Consider the following 21,459-nt stretch of genomic DNA (forward strand, 5'->3'; position numbering starts at 1 on the left):
TTTTCTGGATCTGAATTTATCCTTTACATTCTCCCATATCAAGAATTTGTTGGTAAACAATAAGTTATCCTTGTGAACATAAACGTCGCTAGTTTGTTAAACGGGAATTACATCCTGTTATTATTTGTGGTTTTGGCTCTGGGTTTGTGCCTGGGGAAAATTCGCCTGGGTTCCGTTCAGCTCGGAAATTCTATTGGCGTATTAGTGGTTTCGCTGCTTTTAGGCCAGCAACATTTCAGCATTAATACAGAAGCGCTCAACCTCGGTTTTATGCTGTTTATTTTTTGTGTGGGCGTCGAAGCCGGACCCAACTTTTTTTCAATTTTCTTCCGCGATGGCAAAAACTATCTGATGCTGGCGCTGGTGATGGTCGGCAGCGCAATGCTTCTTGCGCTCGGGCTGGGCAAGGTCTTTGGTTGGGACATCGGTCTCACCGCCGGTATGCTCGCCGGTTCCATGACATCCACGCCGGTTCTGGTGGGCGCGGGCGATACGCTGCGCAATACCCTCGCGGGCAGTAATACGCTCAGCCCCGCGCTGGACAACCTTAGCCTCGGCTACGCGCTGACCTATCTTATCGGGCTGGTCAGCCTGATCTTTGGCGCGCGTTATTTGCCAAAACTGCAACATCAGGATCTGCCGACCAGCGCGCAGCAAATTGCCCGCGAACGCGGTCTGGACACGGACAGCAAGCGAAAAGTCTATCTTCCGGTGATCCGCGCCTACCGCGTCGGGCAGGAACTGGTCGCCTGGGCGGATGGCAAAAACCTGCGTGAACTGGGCATTTATCGCCAGACGGGGTGTTATATCGAACGTATCCGCCGCAATGGAATTCTGGCGACGCCGGACGGCGATGCCGTATTGCAGGTCGGCGATGAAATCTCGCTGGTCGGTTATCCGGATGCGCACTCACGCCTCGATCCGAGTTTCCGTAACGGGAAAGAAGTTTTCGACCGCGACCTGCTCGATATGCGCATCGTGACGGAAGAAGTGGTGGTGAAAAACAATCACGCCGTCGGCAAACGTCTGAGCCAGCTTAATCTGACCGATCAGGGTTGCTTCCTTAACCGCGTGATCCGCAGCCAGATTGAAATGCCTATCGACGACAGCATCGTGCTCAACAAAGGCGATGTGTTGCAGGTCAGCGGTGACGCACGCCGCGTGAAAAGCGTGGCAGAGCGCATCGGCTTTATCTCCGTTCACAGCCAGCTCACCGATTTACTCGCCTTCTGCGCCTTCTTCATTGTCGGCCTGATGATCGGGCTGATCACCTTCCAGTTCAAAAGTTTCAGCTTCGGAATCGGTAATGCCGCGGGCCTGCTGTTCGCCGGTATCATGCTCGGCTTCCTGCGCGCCAACCACCCTACTTTCGGCTACATCCCGCAGGGTGCGCTGAATATGGTGAAGGAGTTCGGGTTGATGGTCTTTATGGCAGGCGTTGGCCTCAGCGCGGGTGCGGGGATCAACAACGGGCTTGGCGCCGTCGGCGGACAAATGTTGCTGTCCGGCCTGATCGTCAGCCTGGTTCCGGTGGTGATTTGCTTCATCTTCGGTGCCTACGTTTTGCGCATGAACCGGGCATTATTGTTCGGTGCCATCATGGGCGCACGTACCTGTGCACCTGCTATGGAAATCATCAGCGATACTGCCCGCAGCAACATTCCGGCACTGGGTTATGCAGGAACCTACGCAATTGCTAACGTATTACTGACACTCGCGGGGACACTGATCGTCATCATCTGGCCGGGTACATGACGTAAGTTGTTGATCACTAATGTGGCAAATAAAAATCAATAATTTTTTTATATTTTTGCCACATTGAGCGAACTTTTAAAGTTGAGCGAAGTCTTAATTAGTGCCACTGCTTTTCTTTGAAGTCCCCAAATTTGGAGAGCCCGTCAATCCCGCCTTTTTAGGTTCAAGATTGTCGGGTTTTTTCTTTTCTGGAATATAAAGAATTCTTACCTCTAATTCTCAATCACCCGTAACAACGTTCCGTCGATATCAATCAGCGCGCCCATTTTTAATCCCCACGGCTGTATTTCTGGCAGATGAACGCACGGGCGCGTTGTTCTGTCTTGCCCTATTCCGGCGGCAATAAATCCATCAAAAATGGCGTCCACATCATCAACGCGCAGACAACAGCTGAACCAGCTGGTGAGCGGATCGAGATCCACGTGCAGGAAAAACTCCAGCGTGATACCGCCCCGGCTCATGATGAGCCAGCTGTCGTCGATATAGCCGGTGGAAAAGCCGAAACTGCCGTAAAAGCGTTGAGTCTCTGCGAAATCCCGGGAGGGAAGATTAGGTGTGGCGTGATCAGTCATGGGCGGCTCTCAGTCGTCGGATACGAACTTCACGTGCCGGAATAATGCCTGAACGAAAAGACAGGGGAAAGTGCGGGAAATAAGATTGGGTGAAAAAGATAATCTCCCGCCTTGCAGCGGGAGATTCAGACACGAGAGACGCAGATGCCCTCAACTTTCAGGGCAGCGTCGGTTTATCAGAACTGATAAACCAGGCCAACGGCCACAACGTCGTCGGTATTGATGCCAGCATCGCGGGTCAGGCGGGTGTCATCCATCAGGTTAATCTTGTAATCCACGTAGGTCAGCATGTTTTTGTTGAAGAAGTAAGACGCGCCGATATCAACGTATTTGGTCAGATTCTGGTTGCTGTAACCCGGAACATTACGTGCGTGAGACTGCACGTAGGCAACAGACGGACGCAGACCGAAGTCGAACTGGTACTGTGCCACGGCTTCGAAGTTTTGCGCTTTATCGGCATAACCGTAAGCGGTGCTGCCTGCTTTACCGAAGCGGTTTGCGTTGTAGCTTTGGGTGTACATCGCTGCCAGGTAGATGTTATTCGCGTCGTATTTCAGCCCGCCGCTGTACGCGGTAGCTTTGTCGCCGTTACCAATGATTGCCGGGTTGTTGCGGCCGTTCTGCTCGTTGGTACGGTCAGATGCCATCATGGCTGCTGCCGCGCTGAAGCCTTCGCCCAGGTCATAAGACAGGGACATGCCGTAACCGTCGCCGTTCTGCGCTAATACATCGCGACCGTTGTTGGATTCAGTTGCGCTGCCGTTTTTGCCCTGATACTGAACCGCGACATCCAGGCCTTCAACCGCGCAGAAGAAGTCTTTGTTACGGTAAGTCAGCACGCCGTTGGCACGCTGGAACATGAAGTTGTCCGCGCCGTACGTATCGCCGCCGAATTCAGGCAGAACGTCAGTCCAGGCTGCGACGTCATACATCACGCCGTAGTTGCGGCCGTAGTCCAGTGAACCCCACTGGCCAAATTTCAGACCTGCAAAACCTACGCGGGTGAAGTTATTGTTATCAGCGCTTTCTGCAGAATTCAGGGCAGCCTGATATTCCCACTCGCCGTAACCGGTCAGTTCGTTATTAATCTGTGTTTCACCACGGAAGCCCAGACGCATATAGGACTGGTCGCCATCAGTGCTGTCATCGTTGGAGAAATAATGCAGACCGTCGACTTTACCGAACAGATCGAGTTTATTGCCGTCTTTGTTATAGATTTCAGCAGCGCCGGCGGTGCCAGCCATCATCAGAGCGGGAATGACCAGAGAAAGTACGCGTAATTTCATCATCAATATCCTTGATTATTTATAAGCCGTCTAAAATGCCATCCGGCAAGTGTTATTATCCGGTTACCGTGAAGTTATAACTTCCCTTCTTATGGCCCGGAATTGACGTGCGTAAAATTAAACGATGAGAACTTTGGTTGCAACCTGTAAATATTTGAAATAAGTTTCGTTTGGAAAACGTTTATATAAACGCCACGCAGCGATTGTCAGAATTTTGCTTTAAAACAGTTAATTATATGACAATAATACAGGATTGAAATTATAGTAAATTGCAGAAACTATTCAAAATAGAAGTGATAATATTCTCTTCCGGCGGCGTCAGCAGACAAAATCCACCGTCAGATTAAAGATATTCTGTGTAAGGTTTTGTATATTTAACCGAAAAAATTCACTTTCAGGTTAATAAAAAACCACCAGAGCGGTGGCTTTTTAAACATTAATTCCGTGCGGAAATTTACATAATTCGTTCGAGGCGCTGATCCTTACCGCCTAAACGTCCGTCAGTCTGATTCCACTCTTTTTCATACGCCTGATACGCAAATACAAACGCCTGATGGCCGTCTTCAAATATCTGATCAGGCCGTTTATGCCAGCCGGAATATGCGTCATAGCGCAATATTTCAAAACCGTCTTCCGCCGGATGAATAAGGTAGGTGTAATGTTCACAAAACTCCGGCGCATAGGGAATATCTTCCCCGGCTTCGAGCGTGATAAACAGACCGCCAAGACGTAATTTAATCATTGATATCCTTTTTCATGATCCACAATGGCGTGGTTTGCGTCGCTGTCACATAGGCCGTCTCAGCGACCTGATGCATGCGCTGACGCTGATAAAATCCGATTGCCGGAAGGTTACTTTGCAAAACCGTCAGCCACAAGCACGGTTGTTCGTGTTCACGGGCGGCGGTTTCCACGGCATCAAATAACATCGCGCCCAGCCCGCGCGCCCGGTTTTGCGGTTTGAAATACAGCTTGCACAACTTCGCCCCGCGTCCTTCCGCGCCCTCAAGAGGCTGATTGAAATGCACTTTGGCAAACCCGACCGCTTCGCCCTGTTCCTGTAACACCAGCCAGCAGTGATCCGGGCTCTCTAGCGTACTTTCCATTTCTTCATTACTGAAATCGTCGGCCAGAAACTGTTCCAGCTCGTCAGTATTTTGCCACAAGTCACCAAAATAGTGGCGATAGGTCTCGCGGCCCAGCTGTTGCAGTTCGCGTTGATCGGCCCGTGTCGCCTGCCGGATATCCATTTTGCTGCTCTCCTGTCTGATTTTTACTACACTGTTCAGGCCAAATGGGATTGGCAATTAGGATTATTTTTATAGGAGTCATGCATATGACGCAAAATATTTACGACGATCCGGCCTTTTTTGAAGGCTATGCGCAACTTGGCCGCTCGCAGTTCGGGCTGGACGGTGCGCCAGAATGGCCTGCGCTCAAAGCGATGCTGCCTGACATTCTCAGTGCCCGCATCATTGATCTGGGTTGTGGCTACGGCTGGTTTTGCCGTGCTGCACGCGACGCCGGAGCTGCGGAGGTTTTGGGGCTCGATGTTTCAGAGAAAATGCTGGAAAAAGCACGTTCGATGACCACCGACAGCGCCATCCATTATACGCATCAGGATCTGGAAAGCCTGACGCTGCCGCAAGCCGCGTTCGATCTGGCCTACAGCTCACTTACGCTTCACTACATTGAAGCCCTGCCCGCACTGCTGCGTACTGTGTTTCACGCGCTGAAACCTGGCGGCAGTTTGGTGTTTTCCGCAGAACACCCGATCTATACCGCACCTGCCTGCCCGGCGTGGCTGATCAATGAAAGCGGGCAAAAAACCTGGCCGGTCGAGGGCTATCAGCATGAAGGCAACCGTATCACAAACTGGTTTGCCGAAGGCGTGGTCAAGCGGCACCGCACGTTGGGAACGTATATTCGTCTGCTTATTGATGCGGGTTTTGTTATCCGGGAACTCAATGAGTGGGGCCCATCGGCGGAACAAATCGCTGCGCAACCTGCGCTGGCCGAAGAAGCCGAACGGCCAATGCTGTTTATGATGTCCGTCCAAAAACCTCGCTAATCATCTTCTCAGACATCATTTCTTTCATTTTTTCAGTCAGGCAATTTTGCCGGGAGGCTCGTCCTCCCGCCTGCTTAAGGCTTCCTTAAGTTCTTCTGTTTACACTCTATTTCATCGCGAAACTATACCGCCGTTCAACGGGTGCGGATATTCAGACGATACCCCCTTTACCTCGCTGGCAGCACAAACTAACGTGGCTTCCGGTTTTTTACCTGCTGTCAGTGGGTTAGCGGATTTTAATTTTTTGATGGCTATTTTGGCCTGTCTGATTGGCTTATCTATTTGGCCTATAAATACGAGGGTAGTTTTATGGAGCAACTGAATCATCTGGTGTTTTTGTGGATCAACGCGACGCCCGATTCGCCGCACGCGCTGATCAGTCTGGCGACTTTTCTGGCCAATGACCTGATTATCATCGTCCCGCTTCTGATTGTCGGGCTCTGGCTTTGGGGTCAGCGTGAACAAATCAGTCAGCAACGCGAGCTGGTCAGCAAAACCACTATTGCGCTGCTTTTTGCAATGACGACGGCCAAAACCCTCTCGATGCTTTTTCCGCACGCACGCCCTTTCGTCGAAGGTTTCGGCTATAACTTCCTGCATCACGCAGCGGACGAGTCTTTCCCGAGCGACCATGGCACGGCGATTTTCACTTTCGCGTTATCATTCCTGTTCTGGCACCGTATCTGGTCGGGCGCGCTGCTGATGGTGACGGCCATCGCCATCGCGTGGTCACGTATTTATCTGGGCATTCACTGGCCGATGGATATGCTGGGCGGATTACTGGTCGGGATGTTGGGTTGCCTGTTCGCGCAACTGCTGTGGAATCTGTTCGGTGAGCAGATTAACGCGATGATGTGCAAAGTGTACCGTTTCGGATTCGCCTTCCCGATTAAGAAAGGCTGGGTGCAGAACTGATTTTCGTGTCAGTTACGGGCATAAAAAAGCGAGACTCATGCGCATGCATGCCTCGCTTTTTTTATGTCAAATTTCAAACGTTATACCGCAATTACTTGCCGAAAATGCTGCCAAACAGGCCGCTGATTTTCATCATCACGAAATCCCAGATACGCCCGAAAAAGCCCGCTTCTTTTACTTCCTGCAACGCCACCAGAGGGCGCTGTTCGATGACTTTACCGTCAAGACTGAAGTCCACGGTTCCCACCACCTGATTTTTCGCCAGCGGGGCTTCAAGCTGCTTAGTGGTCAGTGTGAAGCTGGCTTTGAGGTTTTTCAGCTGGCCTTTCGGCATGGTAATCGATGCGTTTTCAGCAACACCCAGCGGAACCATTTTCTCATCACCAAACCAGACACGCTGGCTGGTGAAAGCATCACCGGCTTTAATGGGTGTCAGCGTTTCAAAGAAACGGAAGCCCCAGGTCAGCAGGCTTTCACTTTCGCTGAAACGAATGCGGTCGCTCGGCGCGCCCATCACCACAGCAATCAGGCGCATACCGGTGGAGTCACTGGCGGAAGACACCAGGTTATAACCCGCGCCGGAAGTGAAGCCCGTTTTGATGCCATCCACATTCAGATTCGTACTCCACAGCAAGCGGTTACGGTTAATCTGTTTGATGTGGTTGAAGGTGAATTCTTTCTCTTTATGCAGCGCGTATTCATCCGGCGTATCGCGGATCAGCGCCTGCGACAGCAGCGCCATGTCCGTTGCGGACGTGTACTGCCCGTCCGCATCCAGCCCGTGAACGGTTTTGAAATGCGTATTTTGCAGTTTTAGCTGTTCGCCGTAACGGTTCATCAGATTCACGAAGGAATCCTGACTGCCCGCCACATAATCGGCCAGCGCAATACTGGCGTCGTTACCCGACTGGATCACAATCCCTTTATTCAGTTCTGAAACCGGCACGCGATCACCGGGTTTGAGGAACATCAGGGAAGAGCCGCGCAGTACCGGATTGCCGGTTGCCCAGGCATCGTTGCCGACAGAAACCAGATCGTCGGATTTAATTTTGCCGGATTTAATTGCCTGTCCGACCACATAGCTGACCATGATTTTACTCAGGCTGGCCGGGTCAAGGCGCGCATCGGGATTCGATTCAGTCAGGATCTTCCCGCTGTTGAAATCCATAAGCACCCAGGATTTGGCATTAACCTGCGGTGCGACGGGGCCGTTGTCCGCCTGAGCGGCAGGAAGCGCCAGCAGCATTACTCCACCGCCCAGCGCGTAAATGAAAGTCCGTTTGAATTGGGAAGAAATTGTCATAGGTATCAGCGCTTTTGTCCGGGTAACTGAAATTTATCTTATCTTTCAAACAGATTGTACAACTCTGTCTGGGATAAAACCTACTGCGTTCTGGAGCCGGAATAAACCTAAATAGTGTAAAGATCTTAAGAATAGTAGAGTTTTCCACTGCTTGCGCAAATCCGACTGGCGATAAAAACAGCAGTCAACACTTGACCAATTCATTCATGTGCTTCAGTTTGTGGTTCGAATACATACAAAATATCTATAACAATAAACGGTTTAATCGCAACGGCGATGAACGAGCCGCAGGGGAAAAAATGGGACTGGTAATTAAGGCGTTAATTGGTGCGCTGGTAGTGATTCTGATCGGGGTACTTTCCAAAACGCGAAATTATTATATTGCCGGGCTGGTTCCGCTGTTTCCTACATTTGCTTTAATTGCTCACTATATTGTGGGCACAGAACGCACCATCGAAGCGCTGCGAAGCACGATCATCTTCGGTTTATGGGCAGTGATCCCGTATATGGTGTATCTGATTTCACTCTATTTTTTCATCGGTTCGATGAAACTGCCTTCCGCCCTGATCTGTGCCGTCGTTTGCTGGTCGCTGGCGGCGTGGCTGCTGATCGTCCTCTGGACACGTTTTCACGCCTGAGTTTTCATATCAGGGCAGTATTCAAACCGAAATCACGGATAAAGGCGTCGTTTTCCCGCACCAGTTCGTCGCGGATAAAATCGATAAACTGACTGAGTGCTGCGGAACGCCGTTTACCGGCCGGTGATTGCAGTTGCAACGTCCGCTGGCTCAGTTGCTCAATATTCACCGGTTTGACCCGCAGGTTGTCGCGCCGCGCTTTATACATAATGGAAAAATGGCTGCACGCCACAATCGCCCCAGGCGTTTGCACCATAAAATCGTAAAGCGTCGAAAAACGGTTACAACTCACCGCTGGCTCGAGAAAAATCCCGCTCATCCGGCACGACAAATCAAACAACTGCCGGATGGTGCTCCCCTGCTCGTTCATCGCCAGCGGATAAGGATGCAAATCTGTCAGCAAAATGTTCTGACCGGCCAGCGGGTGATCCGGCCGCATCACCATGCGCACCGGCGCGGGGAAAGACGCCATGATATCCACGCCGCGCTCCGCCGCGAGACTGAATTGCAACGCCAGTTCCACTTCGCCCTTGTGGATCATTTCCGACACGTCCACCGCCGTGCCGACGTTCAGATAAAACAACACGCCCGGATTAATCAGCCGAAACTGCGAGAACAGTTGCGGCAGCAAATCGAACGCCAGGCCGTCGGTACAGGCCATGCGGATCACCGTTCTCCTCACGGCGTTGAGTCCCTGAATTTCCGCCACAGCGTGTTCCATTTCCATCATGCTTTTACGCACATGGTTTTCCAGAATCTGCCCCGCATCGTTAAGCACCATCCCCCTCGCGTGGCGTTCAAACAGCGGCGCGCCGATGCGTTCTTCCAGACGCTGGATCTGGCGGCTGATGGCCGACACCGCCACAAATAATTGCTTGCTTGCCGCGCTCAGTGAGCCGGTATTGACCACCGCCAGAAAATAGCGAATCTCCGTACTTTGCATGACCGTATTGCCTCATCACTGTGCAGATGAGCATTACAATAAAAGCAACGCTAACTTGCAATTATTATTATTGTGGCAACGCTGACACAGCGCTTAGAGTGAAACTGCTAAAAAAACCAACAATAAAATCACAAACACAACAAAAGCAGGTTCCTCATGACAGCGGAAAATATCGTTGAACAGGCGTTAGCCTGGTTCGATCAGGGTGAATATCAGCGCACGCTGGCGCGCAGGGTGGCGATTGCCACCGAAAGCCAGAGTCATCAGCGGGACGCCGAACTGGCGCGATATCTCGATGAAGAGATTAAACCGGCACTGGCAGCAATGGGTTTCAGCCTGCTAAGCGTCGAGAATACGTTCGCCGCCAACCGTCCTTTTTTGATCGCAACCCGCATTGAAGACGAGGCGTTACCCACCATTCTGAGTTACGGCCACGGCGACGTGGTGTTCGGCGACGATGAAAACTGGCGCAGCGACTTATCACCGTGGGCACTCAAAGAAGACGGTGACCGCTGGTACGGACGCGGCAGCGCGGACAACAAAGGCCAGCACAGCGTGAATATTGCCGCGCTGGAGCAAATCTACAAAGCCCGCGGTGGAAGCCTCGGTTTTAACTGCAAACTGCTGTTCGAAATGGGTGAAGAAATCAGCTCTCCGGGGCTCGCCGAACTTTGCCGGGAATATCAGAAACAGCTCAGTGCCGATATTTTCCTCGCCTCCGACGGCCCGCGCCTGAGCGCCGTGCGCCCGACGCTGTTCCTCGGCTCACGCGGTGCGGTGAATTTCCGGCTGACCATCAATGCCCGCGACAACGCCTATCACTCCGGAAACTGGGGCGGTCTGCTGACCAATCCGGGGACGCAACTGGCAAACGCGCTGGCCTGTCTGGTGAATCAGCACGGCCAGTTGCAGGTTTCTGCGCTGAAACCGCCTGCGGTCAGTGACGCTATACGTGAAATTCTCAGCGATGTGGACGTCGGCGGCGGCAAAAACGATCCGACGATTGACCCGTTGTGGGGCGAAGAGGGCCTCACGCCCACCGAACGTCTTTATGCGTGGAATACGCTGGAAGTGCTGTCGTTCCTGTCCGGCAATCCGCAACGTCCGATGAACGCCATTCCCGGCTCGGCGACGGCGGTGTGTCAGCTGCGTTTTGTCGTCGGTACCGACTGGCAACATCTGGCAGAGCACGTCCGTGCGCACCTCGATGCTCAGGGTTTCCCGCAGGTTGAGGTGGAATTTATGCGTGGCTCCCCGGCCACCCGCTTCGACCCGACCGACCCTCTGGTGGACTGGGCGCTGAATATCATGCAAGAAACGACCGGTAAGAAACCTGCATTGCTGCCGAATCTCGGTGGTTCTCTGCCTAACGAGGTCTTCGCCGATATTCTCGGTTTGCCAACGTTATGGGTGCCGCACTCCTATCCGGCCTGCGGCCAGCACGGCGTAAATGAACACATGCTGATTTCTGTCGCCCGCGAAGGGCTGGCGATCATGACCCATCTGCTGTGGGATCTCGGCGAGAACGGCACGGCTGTGCTTGCCCGCCACCACGCTCATACCGGAGGTGCGCAATGAGCCCGTTAAACGCCCGTTCCTCATCTGTCAGCAACACGGCAGAAAAACCGAACCTGATGAAAACCCTTTTCGCAACCTGCATCGGCAACGCGCTGGAATGGTTTGATATCGCGATTTACGGCTTTTTCGCCAGCTACATTGCCCATGCGTATTTCCCGACCTCCGACCCGACCGTCTCGCTGTTGCTGGCGTTCGGCAGCTTCGGCGTTTCATTCCTGATCCGTCCGCTCGGCGCAATCGTTCTCGGTGCCTATGCCGACAAACACGGGCGCAAAGCGTCGCTGCTGATGTCCATCAGCCTGATGATGATTGGCGGTTTACTCATTGTGATTACGCCGTCCTACGCCACACTCGGCATGGCGGCACCGCTGCTGATCCTGGTAGCACGACTGATTCAGGGCTTTTCGGCGGGCGGTGAGTTCGGCAGTTCCACGGCGTTTCTGGTTGAGCATTTTCCTGAACGCAAAGCGTTTATCGCCAGCTGGCAGTTCGCCACGCAAGGCGCGAGCACCTTGCTGGCGTCGGCATTCGGCCTGGGTTTGTCTGCCCTTCTGAGTGAAACGCAGTTGCAGGACTGGGGATGGCGCATTCCGTTTATTTTCGGTCTGCTGATTGGCCCGGTCGGTCTGTATATCCGCCGCCATATCAAAGAATCGGAAAGCTTCAGTAACGCCGAGAAAACCGCGTCGCCGCTGAAAGAAATTGTGCGTTCGCAGAAAGGCCTGTTCTTCACGGCCATCGGCCTGATGGTGGTTTCCACCGCCATCAACTATATGCTGAACTACGTGCCGACTTACGCCACCAAAACGCTGCATCTGCCGGCATCTGCGGGCTTTAGCGCGACGTTATCAGCGGGGATTATCCTGACCGTTGTCACGCCGATTATGGGGCTGTGGGCGGAGAAAATCGGGCGTCTGCCGCTGATGTGGGGATCGCTCATCCTGCTGTTGCTGACCATTTATCCGGCGTTCTGGCTGATGCTGCAATACACCTCGGCGCTGTCATTACTGCTGCTGATAAGCTGGCTGGCGTTGCTGAAATCGGTGTATTTCTCAACCGTGCCGTCGATGATGGCGGATCTGTTCCCGATCACCACCCGCGCCAGCGGTATGGCAATCAGTTACAACGTGGCGGTCACGGTGTTCGGCGGCTTTGCGCCGTTCATCTGTACCCTGCTGATTTCCGCCACCGGCAGCAGCCTGGCACCGGGTTATTACCTGATGATGGTCGCCCTGCTCAGCGTCTGGGCACTGTTTAAAGCGCAGAAAACTCAGCGCTGATTTTTCGTCATCTCACTCAGCGGCAGAAGATCTGTCGCTGAGTGTTACGCTTAACCTTTCGCAAAACCCCTTCACCTGCCCTATAGTCATTGCCATTGTGCTGGCTAACGTTCTGTTTATTTACCCTTTTACGGCGAGGAGTTCTGAATGATCACCCTGTGGGGCCGCGATAACTCAACTAACGTGAAAAAAGTGCTGTGGTTGCTGGATGAACTGAAACTGCCTTTTCAGCAAATTAACGCCGGGGGCGCTTTTGGCAAAAACCATGAGCCGCTTTATCTGTCACTGAATCCGAACGGGCTGGTGCCCTGCATACAGGACGATGATTTTGTCTTGTGGGAATCGAATGCCATTTTGCGTTACCTCGCCGAACGCGCAGGGAATGAGGCGTTCTGGCCTTCGGATCTGCGGGCACGCGCCAGCGCGGATAAATGGCTGGACTGGACCGCAAACAGTCTGACCATTCCTTTCCGTCAGGTGTTTCTGACGCTGGTTCGTGTTCCCGAACCGGAGCGTGATATGAATCTGGTGGCTACCGGCATGGCGGCATTTGAAAAACACTGGACGATTGTCGACAAGGTGCTGGCGAAGCAGGAATGGTTGTCAGGCAATCATTTCGGGCTCGGGGATATCCCGCTGGCGATCTATGCCTACGCCTGGTACGGATTGAATATTGAACGTCAGGCTCATCCGAATGTGGAGCGCTGGTATAAACAAATCACGCAGCGCCCGGATTTCCAGAAACGCGTGATGATCCCGCTGACCTAGCAACGTTTTAAACACAAAAGGCGTGCCCGCAACGACACGCCTTTTTTCATTTTCCGGCTGTCACTGCCCCGGCGACACCTTCAGTCTATAACTAACAGGAATAACGCCTGCCTGAAATATACTAACAACAAGGCATTCCTTCCTTGTTAACATACCGGTAAACTCCCTCCTCACAATGGACGTCCAGACAGACGGACTTCCAAACATCCTCAATTTGGTCCGTTCTTTTTTGTTCCGAATTTTTATGCCAAAAACACCTGTGAAACACACATCGCACCCGACGACGGAGTTGTTAAATAATGAAAAAAATATCCGCATCCCTGCTGGCTCTGAGCCTGTTCTCTGCCCTGCCAGCGTTTGCCGCTGATGCCCAACTGGCACCTGTTCCGGCTGCGATTGCACAACACAGCGGCCCGGTGCGTATTGCCGTTATCCGTAACCTCGGTTCCGACGATAACACCACGCAGTTTCTGGCCGGTGCCATCAAACAGGGCCATGCACTGGGCTTTAAAGTCGACACGTTCCTGAGTAATGGCGACGACGCCAAGTTTCAGGACTTCGTGAATCAGGCCATCAGCCAGAAATACGACGGGATTATCCTGTCACAGGGGCGCGGCCCTTACTCTGAAGCGCTGGCAAAACGTATTGCCGCCGCTGGCATCGCGGTTTCTGCCTTTGATACCGAAGTGCCTGACACCATTCCGGGCGTCACCGTTACCCGTCAGGACGACGCGTCTCTGGCGAAAGCCTCCGTCGGTCAGTTGGTGAAAGATTTCAACGGTAAAGCCAACATCATCAAACTGTGGGTGGCCGGTTTCCCGCCAATGGAACGCCGCCAGAAAACCTACGAAGCCATCCTGAAAGAAAACCCGGGCATTCATCAGCTTGAGTCTATCGGCGCGGTGTCTTCAGACGTTCAGGGTGATACGGCCAACAAAGTCGGGGCGATTCTGGCGAAGTATCCGAAAGGACAGATTGATGCGATCTGGGGCTCATGGGATGCCTTCAGTCAGGGGGCTTACAAGGCGCTGAAAGAGAATAACCGTACCGAAATTAAACTCTACAGCATCGATGCTTCGAATCAGGATCTGCAACTGATGCGCGAGAAAGGCAGCCCGTGGCTGTTCACCGCGGCGGTGGATACGCAGCTGATCGGCGCGGTAAACCTGCGCATTGTGGCGCTGAAAATTGCCGGTGAAAAAACACCACAAAGCTATGAATTCCCGGCGCAGACTATTCCGCAATCCCTGCTGCTCAGCCAGCCGGAAGGCCTGAATGTCAGTGGCCTGAGCAAAATCATTCCGGGCTGGGGTAAATCAGAAGATTTTACCGCGCCATGGTTTGCCACGCTGGAAGCAAAATACAAAAAGTAATCGTTTCAGACCTCCCGGAGACGGGAGGTTATTTATCCACTTTTCTGCTCAACATTCCCCCGTTTGCCCCCTGCGATCACAGAAATAAAGAAACATAATTTCAGAAGTAAAAATCTCAATAGCCGCAAGCCCTTACAACCGTTAAAACCTGTACTCTCCCTTTTCATATGGACATTGAAGCAATGAGTACAGAAATCCTTTCGGTCAAGGAAAAGATTGGATATGGATTAGGCGATGCCGCCAGTCATATTATTTTCGATAACGTCATGCTGTACATGATGTTTTTCTACACCGACATTTTCGGCATCCCCGCCGGTTACGTCGGCACCATGTTCCTGCTGGCCCGCGCACTCGACGCTGTCTCTGACCCCTGCATGGGATTGCTGGCTGACCGCACGCGCACGCGCTGGGGAAAATTCCGCCCTTACGTGCTGTTCGGCGCGATCCCTTTCGGCATAGTGTGCGTCTTTACTTACACCACGCCTGAACTGAGCATGACCGGCAAAATGATCTACGCCGCCATCACTTACACATTGCTAACGCTGATGTATACCGTGGTCAACATTCCGTATTGCGCACTCGGCGGCGTGATCACCTCCAACCCGACACAACGTATTTCGCTGCAATCTTACCGCTTCGTTCTGGCGACGGCAGGCGGCATGCTGAGTACCGTGCTGATGATGCCGCTGGTTAAACTGATTGGCGGTGAAAATCAGGCGGTGGGCTATCAGGGCGGGATTGCCGTTCTGGCGATTGTCGCGGCAGTTATGCTGGCAATCTGCTTTGCCACCACCAAAGAACGCGTCGATCCGGGTAAACCGACCGGCACCATGCGCGAGGATTTGCGCGACATCTGGCATAACGACCAGTGGCGCATTGTGGGCCTGCTGACCATCCTCAACATCATGGCGGTGGCCGTGCGCGGCGGTGCCATGATGTATTACGTTACTTACATTCTGGGCAATCCGGTGCTGTTCGCCTGGTTCCTCGGCGTGTATTCCGTCGGCAACCTGTTTGGCAGTGCACTCGCCAAACCGCTCACCGACTGGAAATGTAAAGTCAGTGTGTTCTGGTGGACCAACGCTATTCTGGCCGTGCTCAGCGTTGCGATGTTCTTCCTGCCGGTTCACGGCAGCGTCACCATGTTTATCTTCATCTTTGTTATCGGCGTGCTGCATCAGCTGGTGACACCTATTCAGTGGGTCATGATGTCGGACACCGTCGATTACGGCGAATGGAACGACGGCAAACGCCTGACCGGTATCAGCTTCGCAGGCACATTATTTGTTCTCAAACTCGGTCTGGCGCTGGCGGGCGCAATGATCGGCTGGATGCTGGCCGGTTCAGGGTATCAGTCCGGCGCAGCCACCCAGAACGCCGCCACGCTGACCAGCATTGTTTCGCTGTTCACGCTGGTTCCCGCCGCGTGCTATCTGCTGAGCGCCATCATCTGTAAACGTTATTACATTCTGCGTACCCCGCTGCTGCGCCGCATCATTGATGAAGTTGCACAAGGCATCCGCCGCAATCAGCAAGAATTTATGAAATGAGTTTGATTGAGATGAAGTTTAAAAGAGGACGAAATTATGAAAATCAGTGACGGCAACTGGTTGATCCAGGAAGGTTTAGTGCTCACGCACCCTTTGCAGGTATTCGAAGTACAACGCGCCGGAAACGAAATGGTGATTTACGCGGCGCCGAAAGATGCCTCGGAACGCGCCAGTCAGCTCGATTCCCCGCTGTTTACGCTGCGCTTTTTCTCACCGCAAACCGGCGTGATTGGCGTGCGCATTACCCACTTTGACGGCGTAACGGACAAAGGCCCGCATTATCCGTTAATACAATCGGACACGCCGGAACTGCGCTTTGAGGACAACGCTGAATTCGCGGCATTGCACAGCGGTTCACTGAGCGTCCGTGTGACCAAAGGCGATAACTGGACGCTCGATTTCCTGCGTGATGGCCACCGTATTACCGGCAGCGTGGCGAAATCCAACGGTTACGTGCAGGACAGCAATACGCTGAAAACCTACATGATGGAGCGGCTGGATCTGGGCGTCGGCGAAACGGTTTACGGGCTGGGAGAACGTTTCACCGCGCTGGTGAAAAACGGACAAACTGTTGATACCTGGAATCGCGATGGCGGCACCAGCACCGAACAATCCTACAAAAACATTCCGTTCTATCTGACGAACCGCGGCTACGGCGTGCTGGTTAATCACCCGGAATGCGTGTCGTTTGAAGTCGGTTCAGAGAAAGTCTCTAAAGTGCAGTTCAGCGTGGAAGGCGAATACCTTGAGTATTTCGTCATTGATGGCCCGACGCCGAAAAAAGTGCTCGACCGCTATACGCGCCTGACCGGCCGCCCTGCGCTGCCGCCTGCCTGGTCTTTTGGCCTGTGGCTGACCACGTCTTTCACCACCAATTACGACGAAGCAACGGTCAACAGCTTTATCGACGGCATGGCCGAACGCAATCTGCCGCTGCACGTTTTCCATTTCGACTGCTTCTGGATGAAAGCGTTCCAGTGGTGCGATTTTGAATGGGATCCGCAAACCTTCCCGGATCCGCAGGGCATGTTGCAACGCCTGAAAGCACGCGGGCTGAAAATCTGCGTGTGGATTAACCCTTACATTGGCCAGAAATCTCCGCTGTTCCACGAAGGCAAAGAAAAAGGCTATCTGCTGAAACGTCCTGACGGCCGTGTATGGCAGTGGGATAAATGGCAGGCCGGAATGGGCATTGTTGACTTCACCAATCCGCAGGCCTGCGAATGGTACGCCGGACACCTGAAACGGCTGGTGGATATGGGCGTGGATTGCTTCAAGACGGACTTCGGCGAACGCATTCCGACCGACGTGGTCTGGCACGACGGCTGCGACCCGCAGAAAATGCACAACCATTACGCGTTTGTGTACAACAAACTGGTGTACGAAACGTTGCAGGAGAAACTCGGCGCGTCCGAAGCCGTACTGTTTGCCCGTTCAGCCTCCGTGGGCGCGCAACAGTTCCCGGTGCACTGGGGCGGCGACTGTTACGCCACTTACGAATCAATGGCGGAAAGCCTGCGCGGCGGTCTGTCCATCGGGCTGTCTGGCTTTGGATTCTGGAGCCACGACATCGGCGGTTTCGAAAACACCGCACCGGCGCATATCTACAAACGCTGGTGCGCTTTCGGCCTGCTGTCGAGCCACAGCCGCCTGCACGGTAGCAAATCCTACCGTGTACCGTGGGTATATGACGATGAAGCCTGTGACGTGGTGCGCCAGTTCACACAGCTGAAATGCCGCCTGATGCCGTATCTGTATCCGGCGTCTGCGCAAGCCGCCAAAAGCGGAACGCCAGTGATGCGCGCCATGATGCTCGAATTCCCGGAAGATCCGGCCTGCGATTATCTCGACCGGCAGTACATGCTGGGCGATAACCTGCTGGTCGCACCGGTCTTCAGTGAACAAGGCGATGTGGATTTCTATCTGCCACAGGGTCGCTGGACGCACCTGCTCAGCAACGAGGTGACCGAAGGTTCACGCTGGCACCGTCAGCAGCATGGCTTCGACAGTCTGCCACTCTATGTCCGCCCGAACACGTTACTGGCGACAGGCAGCAACAGTGAAAAACCGGATTACGATTACAGCGAGCGTCCGGAATTCCACCTGTTCGAACTGGACGATGGTGCGATTGCCGAAAGCCAGATTACCGACCTGCAGGGTAATGTGGTATTTACGCTGAACGTCCATCGCAGCGGTAATACGCTGACGCTGACCACGGAAGGTAAAGCAACTGGCTGGACGCTGTGCCTGCGCAATATTCACAGCGTATCGAAATGCAGTCTGTCGACCACCTCGGCGACAGCGCAAGGGATACGCGTGACGCCGGAACACGGCAGCCATCAGTTCGTCATTACTTTATAAAAAACCGTTATAAAAATCATTTTTGCATAGTCCCGGCGTTCAATGAGCGCCGGGGCTTTTTTTTCCCTATTTTTTCCCTGCCCCCCCTTTAGTCATCCTGCGGCCCACTGCGATAAAATAACTCACAACTATTTATTGATACGAATTTTAGTATCTGTCACAGCGTTTATTAAATAATAATCAGTGCTTATGAAAAATATTAAATGGCCTCTCCGCACCTGAATTTATTTTACTGTTCTGCCATCCCCCACAGGACGCTGAAATATTTCATTAACGGGACAGCAACTTAATATTGAGTGGTGATTAGCGATTACCTCACACAAAAATACGACATTCCCTATTAAATATCTGAAGGATATTCCGTATGAAATATACCCTGTGTTCGTTAGCCCTGTTAACCGGCGCCATTGCGCTGATGCCCGCTACGGCGCTGGCGGCCGATGCGCAAATTAACGTGGATTGTAATTTCAGCCACATGAAACCCGATGACGCTATTTTGATGCCCAATATGCCCGGCATGGCGATGTCCCATGATTTTGTCGGCAACCGTTCTTCCGACGCTTTCTCAACGGCAGACAGTCTGCTGCTCCATTCAGGCACCACCTGCGATAATGCCGCCGACAGCACCGCTTACTGGGTGCCGACGATGCAACTGCCCGATGGCACCATCGTGAACCCGACTTACATCAAAAACTATTATCAGGCCAACAACGTGCTGGAATATCCGATCACCCCCTATCCACACGGGCTTCAGTTGCTGGGGGGCGATCACCGAGGCACCGGCCCGAATCCGCACGTCAGTTTCCTCTGCGCCAACGGTAACGGCTACACCAATACCGCCAACCAGATTTGTGGCCTGCGCGCGGCGGGCGACGCCGTGCAATTCAATATTGGCGTGATGTTCCCGGACTGCTGGGATGGTAAAAACCTCAAAGCCAAAGGCACGAATAACGCGGTCTACAGTAATAATAGCGGCCAGTGCCCGGCGGACCATCCGGTCAAGCTGGCCAAAGTCAACATGAACATCGCCTACGTATTACCCCAAATCAAATCACTCGACGTAAGCAAGATTAAATTATCCCTCGACCCTAAAATCATCGACGGCAACCTGACGCCATTGTGGGGCAGTATCTATACCGCACATGGCGATTTCATGAATGCGTGGACTGATGACGCAACGAAATTCATGGCAGACCGCTGCATGAACTACAAAATGGATTGCGGCACTAATATTCCTTACAGCTATTCAGATGTCGAAGCCGATACTTATGTCAGCAACCAGACAGACAGCGATACAAACTTTGGCACCGTGCCAACGTTGCTGGTGCAGGATAACTGGAACTCACCGGGTCGTGACCAGAATAAGCAGATCCTGGCTTTAATGAAATTTAAGATCCCTGCTTTACCGACCAATATTGATGATTATCCGGGCGTGAGTTTCAAATATAAAATTCGCGTTTTCGACGGCAATACCACAGATAAAGCCGCCGTTTCTATTTTCTTCTACCCAACAGATGCGGGTTCATGGGATGAAAATACGGTGACCTGGAATAATAAACCCGCCTTTAAATACACTGCTGACGGCAGCATTTATATGGATAACGTCCAGCAATTCCGTTACGTAGATGTGGATAAAGCCGTTCGTGCAGCGCTGGCCGCCGGTAAAACCGAAGTCGCTTATTATATTGGCGGTGAACGTAATGGCCGCACCATTACTGTAAATTCGAGAGAAAGCGGGAAAACGCCGACACTGATGCTGATTGGTTATCAGAAAGTCGTCGAACCTTAACCGGTTTACCCTGCCCGACACCGGGCAGGGTACTTTTCGTTAGCGCTTTCGCTGCTGGCGTTTTACGCTTAACTCTCCTGATAGACGCTTTCGCCATGAATACTGCGGTACTCTTTGGGCGTCATTTCATAGCCTTTCCGGAAGACCGAATAGAAATATTGCAGCGACGGATAGCCGCACATTTGTGAAATCTCGTTAATAGAAATTGACGTGGCCGCCAGCAGATTGCGGGCGCGGTCGAGCTTTTCTTCATGAATCACGCCGTGAATCGTTTGCCCGGTTTCATCCTTAAAACGTTTCTCCAGGTTAGACCGGGACATGCCAATCGCATCCAGAACCTGTTCAACTTTGATGCCTTTGCAGGCGTGATAGCGGATGTAGTGCATCGCCTGAATCACGGCCGGATCGCGCAGTGAACGAAAGTCCGTTGAACGCCGCTCGACGACTTTGACCGGCGGAACCAGAATGCGCTGCAAAGGCAGATCGCGCTGATCCAGCAACTGGTGCAACAGTTTTGCGGCGCGATACCCCATCTGCCGCGTGCCCTGCACCACAGATGACAGTGCCACGCGGGAGAGATAGCGGGTTAATTCCTCGTTATCGATACCAATGACGCTGAGTTTTTCAGGAACGGGAATATTCAGGTGCTCGCAAACCTGCAATAAATGACGGGCGCGGGCATCGGTGACGGCGATAATGCCGGTTTGCTGCGGCAGCGTTTGGATCCAGTCCGCCAGCCGGTTTTGCGCATGCTGCCAGTTCTCTGGTGCGGTTTCCATTCCCTGATACACCACGCCCTGATACTGCTCAGCGGACACCAGTTTCCGGAAAGCGAATTCGCGCTCCTGAGCCCAACGTTTTCCGCCCGCATCCGGCAAACCGTAGAAAGCAAAACGGTTGATGCCCTTTTCTTTCAGATGCATAAACGCCGCTTCAACCAGCGCGTAGTTATCGGTCGCAATGTAGTGAACCGGCGGATAATCTTCTTCCCGATGATAAGATCCGCCGACACCGACAATCGGCACATTGAGATCTTCAAGCAAGGTTTCTATTTCACGGTCATCAAAGTCCGCAATGACGCCGTCCCCGAGCCAGTCTTTAATGTTGTCGATACGGCAGCGAAAATCCTCTTCAATGAAGATATCCCAGTCGCTCTGTGAGGCCTGTAAATATTCGCCAACCCCTTCTACCACCTGACGGTCGTAAACTTTGTTCGCGTTAAATAACAGCGTGATCCGATAACGTTTTTCAAACATGCCTGTTTCTCACCGATAATC

General features: G+C 52.8%; 18 protein-coding genes. 11 read left to right on the plus strand and 7 right to left on the minus strand.

The genetic code is table 11. The features are described from left to right. The first annotated feature begins 72 nt into the window (after positions 1-72). Entirely contained in the window at positions 73-1,755 is a 1,683-nt protein-coding gene (locus ACM5QY_RS17250) for an aspartate:alanine antiporter (RefSeq protein ID WP_416121940.1), read from the plus strand. Between the two features lie 212 nt (positions 1,756-1,967). Here the strand turns inward: ACM5QY_RS17250 and ACM5QY_RS17255 are convergent, their stop codons facing one another. The 4 genes from ACM5QY_RS17255 to ACM5QY_RS17270 form a co-directional block, all read right to left on the minus strand. Then, on the minus strand, positions 1,968-2,327 hold the full coding sequence (locus ACM5QY_RS17255) for a bleomycin resistance protein (protein WP_416121941.1): 360 nt from the start codon (positions 2,325-2,327) through the stop codon (positions 1,968-1,970). Positions 2,328-2,503: 176 nt separating this feature from the next. After that, positions 2,504-3,613 carry a porin OmpC gene (gene ompC / locus ACM5QY_RS17260; RefSeq protein ID WP_416122915.1) on the minus strand — a complete coding sequence of 370 codons (1,110 nt, stop codon included), beginning with the start codon at positions 3,611-3,613 and terminating at the stop codon, positions 2,504-2,506. Positions 3,614-4,067: 454 nt separating this feature from the next. Continuing rightward, positions 4,068-4,355: a hypothetical protein gene (locus ACM5QY_RS17265; protein WP_152326950.1), complete on the minus strand. Its 288-nt coding sequence runs from the start codon at positions 4,353-4,355 to the stop codon at positions 4,068-4,070. Continuing rightward, positions 4,348-4,863, minus strand: a complete 516-nt coding sequence (locus ACM5QY_RS17270) for a GNAT family N-acetyltransferase (RefSeq protein WP_416121942.1) — start codon at positions 4,861-4,863, stop codon at positions 4,348-4,350. Before ACM5QY_RS17270 ends, ACM5QY_RS17265 begins: the two co-directional genes overlap by 8 nt. An 86-nt stretch (positions 4,864-4,949) precedes the next feature. On the opposite strand from ACM5QY_RS17270, the gene ACM5QY_RS17275 reads away from it, so the two are divergent. Then, entirely contained in the window at positions 4,950-5,684 is a 735-nt protein-coding gene (locus tag ACM5QY_RS17275; protein ID WP_416121943.1) for a class I SAM-dependent methyltransferase, read from the plus strand. A gap of 309 nt (positions 5,685-5,993) precedes the next feature. After that, a complete protein-coding gene (ybjG, locus tag ACM5QY_RS17280) occupies positions 5,994-6,599 on the plus strand; it encodes an undecaprenyl-diphosphate phosphatase (RefSeq protein WP_416121944.1) in 606 nt (201 codons plus the stop codon). Between the two features lie 91 nt (positions 6,600-6,690). Here the strand turns inward: ybjG and ACM5QY_RS17285 are convergent, their stop codons facing one another. After that, entirely contained in the window at positions 6,691-7,902 is a 1,212-nt protein-coding gene (locus ACM5QY_RS17285; RefSeq protein WP_416121945.1) for a serine hydrolase, read from the minus strand. Between the two features lie 299 nt (positions 7,903-8,201). On the opposite strand from ACM5QY_RS17285, the gene ACM5QY_RS17290 reads away from it, so the two are divergent. Then, entirely contained in the window at positions 8,202-8,540 is a 339-nt protein-coding gene (locus ACM5QY_RS17290; protein WP_416121946.1) for a GlpM family protein, read from the plus strand. Positions 8,541-8,544: 4 nt separating this feature from the next. On the opposite strand, the gene ACM5QY_RS17295 is transcribed toward ACM5QY_RS17290, so the two are convergent. After that, positions 8,545-9,483, minus strand: a complete 939-nt coding sequence (locus ACM5QY_RS17295; protein WP_416121947.1) for a LysR family transcriptional regulator — start codon at positions 9,481-9,483, stop codon at positions 8,545-8,547. A gap of 156 nt (positions 9,484-9,639) precedes the next feature. On the opposite strand from ACM5QY_RS17295, the gene ACM5QY_RS17300 reads away from it, so the two are divergent. From ACM5QY_RS17300 to ACM5QY_RS17330, 7 genes are all read left to right on the plus strand, one after another. Further along, a complete protein-coding gene (locus ACM5QY_RS17300) occupies positions 9,640-11,061 on the plus strand; it encodes a M20 family metallopeptidase (RefSeq protein WP_416121948.1) in 1,422 nt (473 codons plus the stop codon). Further along, positions 11,058-12,341 carry an MFS transporter gene (locus ACM5QY_RS17305; RefSeq protein ID WP_416121949.1) on the plus strand — a complete coding sequence of 428 codons (1,284 nt, stop codon included), beginning with the start codon at positions 11,058-11,060 and terminating at the stop codon, positions 12,339-12,341. Before ACM5QY_RS17300 ends, ACM5QY_RS17305 begins: the two co-directional genes overlap by 4 nt. A 147-nt stretch (positions 12,342-12,488) precedes the next feature. Beyond that, positions 12,489-13,109, plus strand: a complete 621-nt coding sequence (locus tag ACM5QY_RS17310) for a glutathione S-transferase family protein (RefSeq protein WP_104922259.1) — start codon at positions 12,489-12,491, stop codon at positions 13,107-13,109. A gap of 299 nt (positions 13,110-13,408) precedes the next feature. After that, on the plus strand, positions 13,409-14,482 hold the full coding sequence (locus ACM5QY_RS17315; protein WP_416121950.1) for a sugar ABC transporter substrate-binding protein: 1,074 nt from the start codon (positions 13,409-13,411) through the stop codon (positions 14,480-14,482). A gap of 182 nt (positions 14,483-14,664) precedes the next feature. After that, positions 14,665-16,032 carry a glycoside-pentoside-hexuronide family transporter gene (locus ACM5QY_RS17320; RefSeq protein WP_416121951.1) on the plus strand — a complete coding sequence of 456 codons (1,368 nt, stop codon included), beginning with the start codon at positions 14,665-14,667 and terminating at the stop codon, positions 16,030-16,032. Positions 16,033-16,068: 36 nt separating this feature from the next. Then, positions 16,069-18,393, plus strand: coding sequence for an alpha-xylosidase (yicI, locus tag ACM5QY_RS17325; RefSeq protein ID WP_416121952.1), 2,325 nt, complete (start codon positions 16,069-16,071; stop codon positions 18,391-18,393). Positions 18,394-18,757: 364 nt separating this feature from the next. Continuing rightward, a complete protein-coding gene (locus tag ACM5QY_RS17330) occupies positions 18,758-20,182 on the plus strand; it encodes a CBM96 family carbohydrate-binding protein (protein ID WP_416121953.1) in 1,425 nt (474 codons plus the stop codon). A gap of 68 nt (positions 20,183-20,250) precedes the next feature. Here the strand turns inward: ACM5QY_RS17330 and xylR are convergent, their stop codons facing one another. Continuing rightward, positions 20,251-21,438, minus strand: a complete 1,188-nt coding sequence (gene xylR, locus ACM5QY_RS17335) for a D-xylose utilization transcriptional activator XylR (protein ID WP_416121954.1) — start codon at positions 21,436-21,438, stop codon at positions 20,251-20,253. Between the last annotated feature and the right edge of the window lie 21 nt (positions 21,439-21,459).

The sequence above is a fragment of the Rahnella sp. PCH160 genome, from assembly GCF_047784855.1.
In the GTDB taxonomy this organism is placed as follows: Bacteria; Pseudomonadota; Gammaproteobacteria; order Enterobacterales; family Enterobacteriaceae; genus Rahnella.

Excerpts from the sequence above, each read along its gene's own strand:
- ACM5QY_RS17255 (WP_416121941.1), bottom strand. The coding sequence starts at position 2,327 with ATGACTGATCACGCCACACCTAATCTTCCCTCCCGGGATTTCGCAGAG.
- ompC (WP_416122915.1), bottom strand. The coding sequence starts at position 3,613 with ATGAAATTACGCGTACTTTCTCTGGTCATTCCCGCTCTGATGATGGCT.
- ACM5QY_RS17265 (WP_152326950.1), bottom strand. The coding sequence starts at position 4,355 with ATGATTAAATTACGTCTTGGCGGTCTGTTTATCACGCTCGAAGCCGGG.
- ACM5QY_RS17270 (WP_416121942.1), bottom strand. The coding sequence starts at position 4,863 with ATGGATATCCGGCAGGCGACACGGGCCGATCAACGCGAACTGCAACAG.
- ACM5QY_RS17275 (WP_416121943.1), top strand. The coding sequence starts at position 4,950 with ATGACGCAAAATATTTACGACGATCCGGCCTTTTTTGAAGGCTATGCG.
- ybjG (WP_416121944.1), top strand. The coding sequence starts at position 5,994 with ATGGAGCAACTGAATCATCTGGTGTTTTTGTGGATCAACGCGACGCCC.
- ACM5QY_RS17285 (WP_416121945.1), bottom strand. The coding sequence starts at position 7,902 with ATGACAATTTCTTCCCAATTCAAACGGACTTTCATTTACGCGCTGGGC.
- ACM5QY_RS17290 (WP_416121946.1), top strand. The coding sequence starts at position 8,202 with ATGGGACTGGTAATTAAGGCGTTAATTGGTGCGCTGGTAGTGATTCTG.
- ACM5QY_RS17295 (WP_416121947.1), bottom strand. The coding sequence starts at position 9,483 with ATGCAAAGTACGGAGATTCGCTATTTTCTGGCGGTGGTCAATACCGGC.
- ACM5QY_RS17300 (WP_416121948.1), top strand. The coding sequence starts at position 9,640 with ATGACAGCGGAAAATATCGTTGAACAGGCGTTAGCCTGGTTCGATCAG.
- ACM5QY_RS17305 (WP_416121949.1), top strand. The coding sequence starts at position 11,058 with ATGAGCCCGTTAAACGCCCGTTCCTCATCTGTCAGCAACACGGCAGAA.
- ACM5QY_RS17310 (WP_104922259.1), top strand. The coding sequence starts at position 12,489 with ATGATCACCCTGTGGGGCCGCGATAACTCAACTAACGTGAAAAAAGTG.
- ACM5QY_RS17315 (WP_416121950.1), top strand. The coding sequence starts at position 13,409 with ATGAAAAAAATATCCGCATCCCTGCTGGCTCTGAGCCTGTTCTCTGCC.
- ACM5QY_RS17320 (WP_416121951.1), top strand. The coding sequence starts at position 14,665 with ATGAGTACAGAAATCCTTTCGGTCAAGGAAAAGATTGGATATGGATTA.
- yicI (WP_416121952.1), top strand. The coding sequence starts at position 16,069 with ATGAAAATCAGTGACGGCAACTGGTTGATCCAGGAAGGTTTAGTGCTC.
- ACM5QY_RS17330 (WP_416121953.1), top strand. The coding sequence starts at position 18,758 with ATGAAATATACCCTGTGTTCGTTAGCCCTGTTAACCGGCGCCATTGCG.
- xylR (WP_416121954.1), bottom strand. The coding sequence starts at position 21,438 with ATGTTTGAAAAACGTTATCGGATCACGCTGTTATTTAACGCGAACAAA.